The organism is Aeromonas sp. HMWF014, from assembly GCF_963878295.1.
GTDB lineage: Bacteria > Pseudomonadota > Gammaproteobacteria > Enterobacterales > Aeromonadaceae > Aeromonas > Aeromonas popoffii.
On sequence record NZ_CAWNYS010000436.1, the window covers coordinates 1 to 4,809 of the forward strand.

Annotated in this window: 4 protein-coding genes; 2 read left to right on the forward strand and 2 right to left on the reverse strand. The window is 56.1% G+C overall.

Annotated elements, in window-relative coordinates; genetic code table 11:
• On the reverse strand, nt 1-221 hold a 221-nt coding region (locus AAC083_RS17300; RefSeq protein WP_219927902.1), incomplete at its 3' end, for a P-loop NTPase fold protein.
• 353 nt (nt 222-574) lie between these two features.
• Here AAC083_RS17300 and AAC083_RS17305 point away from each other — a divergent pair.
• Both AAC083_RS17305 and AAC083_RS17310 read left to right on the forward strand, forming a co-directional pair.
• A complete protein-coding gene (locus tag AAC083_RS17305) occupies nt 575-1,864 on the forward strand; it encodes a sensor domain-containing diguanylate cyclase (RefSeq protein ID WP_108537253.1) in 1,290 nt (429 codons plus the stop codon).
• 621 nt (nt 1,865-2,485) lie between these two features.
• Nucleotides 2,486-4,012 carry a YfcC family protein gene (locus AAC083_RS17310; protein WP_108537254.1) on the forward strand — a complete coding sequence of 509 codons (1,527 nt, stop codon included), beginning with the start codon at nt 2,486-2,488 and terminating at the stop codon, nt 4,010-4,012.
• Between the two features lie 97 nt (nt 4,013-4,109).
• Here AAC083_RS17310 and AAC083_RS17315 read toward each other — a convergent pair whose 3' ends face one another.
• Nucleotides 4,110-4,298: a hypothetical protein gene (locus AAC083_RS17315; RefSeq protein ID WP_042037656.1), complete on the reverse strand. Its 189-nt coding sequence runs from the start codon at nt 4,296-4,298 to the stop codon at nt 4,110-4,112.
• Nucleotides 4,299-4,809 lie beyond the last annotated feature (511 nt).

The window sequence follows — 4,809 nt, forward strand, 5'->3', positions numbered from 1 at the left end:
ATATACCAGCGCTTGATAAACCAGGTTTTACCCGCCCCCCACTCGGCATTGAGGTTGAGCACATAGTTGCGCTCCTTACCTTCGGCGGCGAGGTAGTTGGTAAGAAATTTGGCATAGCGGGCGCGATCCAGCCGATCACCGGCCAGCTCTTCGCCGCCCGCAATGGCCCCCGGCCCATCCCACTGAACTGCGTCATCCCATTTAAACGGTGCCACTGCCATCTCATACCTCCCCATGCTGCGTTGCAGGAGATGATAACAGGGTCATCTTGGAAAAAAATTGATTAAAGACCTGTTTGCTTCCCTTTTAACCATTTGGACGCCCATATGTTGCCAACGCCGTAAATCACCAACAGAGAGAGCATGGGGGAGTGACAAGCAGGATAGGAATCGAATGAAAACATTTGAATCCAGTGGATTTATGGCGGCGCCTCGTCAATCGCGCGATCTTGTGACATAACGCAAAAGTCGCGGAAATAATCGCGAAATATGTCGGGATCAGTGCTTAATTTAAAACAGTTGATACATATTGGCCCCGTATACACAGGTCCCATTGATCAAGGATGGCCAACCCCATGAAGGATGACCCCTTCCCCACCCGGTTGCAGCATGAGCTGGATCACCTCAAATCCATCTTCAACGAGACGGATGCTTACCTCTTTACCAAGGATTTGGAGGGCCGTTACACCTATGCCAATCAGGCGGTGCTGGATCTCTTTGGGTGTACCCTTGCCGAGTTGCAGGGGCAGGATGATCGGGCCTTTTTTGATCTTGCATTATCGGATGCCATTGCGCGCAACGACCGGCTGGTGCTGGATCAGCAGGTCGCCCTCGCCCGGGAAGAGATCAACTACCTCAACTCCACAGGTGAAAAGCGGTTCTACTGGACCGTCAAAAAGCCCATGTATGACCGGGATGGCGACCTGATCGGCCTGTGCGGTATCTCCACCGATATCACCGAACACAAGTTGATCGAGGCGCGCCTGGCGGAGCAGCACCAGTTGCTGGAGATAGTCCTCGCCAACGTGGATGCCCTTATCTATATGAAAGACAGCGAGCACCGCTTTCTCTACGTCAATCAAAAGGTCTCCGACCTGCTGGGCATGCCTGCCGAGCAGATCATCAACCGACGCGATGATGAGCTGTTTCCACCAACCAGTGCCTGCCAGCAAAGGCTGCTGGATAACCCGGTATTTGAAACCGGTGAACTGCAAGCCGGGGAAGAGATGCTGACCGACATCGAGGGCAAGCAGCACTACTATTGGTCCGTCAAGGTGCCCTTTCTGCTGGCCGATGGTACACCAACCTTGATCGGGATCGCCTCCGATATCACCGAACTGCACCAGCTCAAGGAGCAACTGCATCAGCAGTCGGTGCGAGACGGTCTCACCGGTCTCTATAATCGCCGCTTCTTCTTTGAAGTGTGCGAAAAGAACCTGAGTCTGAATGCCCGCCACCACCTCACCTCTGTGCTGGTGGTGCTGGACGTGGATCAGTTCAAGTGCATCAACGATCGTTATGGCCACCCCTTGGGGGATAGGGCGCTGAACCATCTGGGCAAGGTCATGTTATCGGTGCTGCGCAGTGAAGATGTGCTGGCCCGTATCGGCGGCGACGAGTTTGCCATTTGGTTGCCCAATACCACACTCTCAGCCGCTGCGTCACTGGCCGAACGGCTGCGCCTGCACGTCATGCAAAGCCCGTTGCCGCTGCCCGATGGCGATGAGCTGATCATCACCATCAGCGCCGGGCTGGTGGAAAATGGCAAAGAAGAACCGATGGAGAGCCTCTATGCCCGCGCCGATCAGATGCTCTATCAAGCCAAGCAGAGCGGTCGCAACTGTATCGCGACCAAGGCATGCTAGGTAATGCCACGGGAGGGCTCCCGGCCCTCCATATCCCCTTCTCTTTTCCCTCCTGCTTGTATTACCACTTCGCTGACTAACTCTATCCCAACGGCTGGCACAGCACGTATTTTTGCACCTTGCCGGTGGTGGTCTTGGGCAAGTGAGTGAAGATGATGCGCTTGTTTACGGAAAATATTTCCGATTTTTCATTGTTTATTTTATGGCACAGAGTTCAGGTTGAAGGTGGCTAAACACCGTTTAGTTAAAATCGGTTTATCTGATACTTCATTCATCTGGCTGCGCATTATGTTCATGACGTTAATTCAAGGCAGGTCACCTTGCCTATGTAATGAAATAGTTATTGCATAATGCTGTGCATTACATATCAGTAATTAAAATCAGCGGTAAATTAATTGTGTGAGCCATCACATAAAGCGAACATGCCCCCATGTTCATCCAACAGCGTTCGGGTTACGGTTGCAGTGTGAAACTATCTACCGGATGTTCAATATCAGGCCAGATTTCTCGCCAACGAGCGCGTCATTACCAGTAGAACTGTGCACTCCCGCCCCATGACGAAGGAACCCTGTCGCCCCGATATTCCGCCGAGCCCGAACCTGCGTTATCGAGGAGCATTTTATGTGTGCCGAGCCGAATACCCAGCCACGCAGACAATTTCCCACTGCCTTTACCATTTTGTTTCTTATTATGTTGCTGGCCATTGCGCTGACCTGGATCATTCCGGCAGGGGCCTATTCCAAGCTCTCCTATAACCAGGCCAACAACACCCTGATGGTCCATAGCCCGCAGGGCGACATTAGCCGAATACCCGCCACCCAGGATGCGTTGGCACAACTCAATATCAATATTGCGGTGGAGCAATTCACCAATGGCACCATCCGCAAGCCCATCGCCATTCCCGGCACCTATGAGCGGCTGGTGCAGGCCCCCAAGGGACTCGCCGACGTGGCGGTCAACATGGTCAAGGGCACCATAGAGGGGGCGGATATCATCGTCTTCATTCTGGTGCTGGGCGGGCTTATCGGTGTCATCAACAAGACCGGCGCCTTCAGCGCGGGGCTGGTCGCGCTCTCTCGCAAGACCCGGGGCAACGAGTTCCTGTTTGTGGCGCTGGTTTGCGTCGTCATGGCGCTGGGGGGCACCACCTGCGGGCTGGAGGAAGAGGCAGTCGCCTTCTACCCCATACTGGTGCCCATCTTTCTGGCGCTCGGCTATGACGCCATCGTCTGCGTAGGGGCCATCTTTCTCGCCGCCTCCATGGGCACCAGCTTCTCCACCATCAACCCCTTCTCGGTGGTGATTGCCTCCAACGCCGCCGGCATCCCCTTTACCGAGGGGCTGATCTTTCGCGCCGTAGGCTGTCTGGTGGGCACCCTGGTGGTGATCGGTTATCTCTATTGGTACTGCAAGAAGCTCAAGGCCAACCCGGCCTTCTCCTACACCTATGAGGATCGCACCAGCTTTCGCGCTCGTTTCCTCAAACAAGGGGCACTGGATGAAAGTGTCCCCTTCACCCTGCGCCGCAAGATCATCTTGACCCTGTTTATCCTCGCCTTTCCGCTCATGGTGTGGGGTGTCTCCATGGCGGGCTGGTGGTTCCCGCAGATGGCGGCCTCCTTCCTCTCCATCGCCATCATCATTATTTTCATCTCGGGCCTAAAGGAGAAGGAGGCGGTCGAGGCCTTCACCCAGGGCGCATCGGAGCTAATTGCGGTCTCGCTGATTATCGGGTTGGCGCGGGGGGTCAATCTGGTGCTGGATCAGGGGATGATCTCGGACACCATATTGGCCTACGCCTCCGATCTGGTCTGTGGTATGCACGGCGCCGTGTTCGCGGTGGCGCAGATGCTGGTGTTCACCCTGCTGGGGCTGGTGGTGCCCTCCTCCTCCGGGCTCGCGGTGCTCTCCATGCCCATCATGGCGCCGCTGGCAGATACAGTGATGATCCCGCGCTATATCGTGGTGTCGGCCTACAACTGGGGGCAATACGCCATGCTGTTCCTCGCCCCCACCGGGCTGGTGCTGGTCACCTTGCAGATGCTCGGCATCCAGTTCAACAAGTGGGTCAAGTTCGTGCTGCCCATGGTGGGCTTTGTGCTGGGCTTTGGCGCCCTGATGCTGGTGGTGCAGGTGATGATGATCTGAGGCGGCGCTCACTACCAGAGAGAGCCTGCCCCAAAAAGTGGCGCGCTATGGGGCACGCGGCTCCAGCGGCTCGGGGATACCCCCTCTCACTCGTGTATCAATGGCGCACCCGACCTTGCTGGCGAAAACAGTAAAGCTTGAGACTGATATCGACTATGTCGGCGGGCAGCTCCTGCGCCGCCTCACCGAGGGGCTGATAAAGAGAGGCCAGCAGCCGCTGTGCCTGCTGCTGGGTAATGATCCCGGCCTGTACGGCCGGCTGTATCCATCTTGGCAGCATCGACATAAGCCCCCCTTGCCGACTTGCTTGACCACCGCCATCCCAACGCGTGCCGCATCGGGATGGCCCCTGCATGACCGTTATCGCTTTGCTTCGCCCCGAGATGATGACGGCTTTATCTGGCGCCGAGAAGGGGTGGGCCACTGTCACTCATGGGCACGTCACTCTCTCTGCCACAAGACCAAGCAAAATGCTTGCCGTGATCTGTTATCGACAGTCTGTTCCCGTCAGTAAAGCGATTTATCAATCACTTACCGCACGAGTCGGTGCGAGCAGGCCAACCCTTCCCGCCCGCGTCAGAGGACAAGGGGCAGCAGATTGCAGCCCGATAGCGATGGCTTGACGCAACATAGATAAAAAGCGTCCATATGTATCGCACATTGCGACGCATCCACCCGAACCCGGGTGACCAGCCGTCCAGCCGCTGAACCGCCCTCCACGCCCTGTGTCGCCAAAGCCCGACACCTTTTTGACAAGGATCTTTTTAGTGCAGTCAGGGCTTGTCGTACCTGCACAC

Excerpts from the sequence above, each read along its gene's own strand:
- AAC083_RS17315 (WP_042037656.1), bottom strand. The coding sequence starts at position 4,298 with ATGTCGATGCTGCCAAGATGGATACAGCCGGCCGTACAGGCCGGGATC.
- AAC083_RS17305 (WP_108537253.1), top strand. The coding sequence starts at position 575 with ATGAAGGATGACCCCTTCCCCACCCGGTTGCAGCATGAGCTGGATCAC.
- AAC083_RS17310 (WP_108537254.1), top strand. The coding sequence starts at position 2,486 with ATGTGTGCCGAGCCGAATACCCAGCCACGCAGACAATTTCCCACTGCC.